This is a genomic window from Pseudomonas sp. F220, from assembly GCF_057813935.1.
The window spans coordinates 1-330 of sequence record NZ_JBVASJ010000154.1 but is presented as its reverse complement, the minus strand read 5'-3'; the positions used below and the strand labels follow the sequence as shown (position 1 = coordinate 330).

Annotated in this window: 1 protein-coding gene; it reads left to right on the top strand. The window is 65.2% G+C overall.

The genetic code is table 11. The features are described 5' to 3' along the window. Positions 1-330: Ig-like domain-containing protein (locus tag ACZYSM_RS29420; protein ID WP_489077213.1), on the top strand; the 330-nt coding region annotated here is incomplete at both ends.

Genomic DNA, 330 nt, shown 5'->3' with positions numbered 1-330 from the left:
ACAAGGGCACGGCCAGCGTGGTCGGCAACCAGCTGGTATTCAACCCGGGGGCCGACTTCGATCATCTGGCGCAAGGCGCGGTCGAGCACGTGACGCTCAGCTACACGATGCAGGACGAACACGGAGCGCTCTCGAGTTCCACGGTGGACGTGACCATCACCGGCACCAACGACGCGCCGATAGCAGTGGCCGATGTGGCCGCCGGCACGGAAAACCAGACCCTGACGATCGACGTGCTGGCCAATGACACCGATGTTGACGACGGCCACCTGTTCACGCTGAACTCGGCCAGTGCGCCGGCGAACAAGGGCAGCGCCAGCGTGGTCGGCA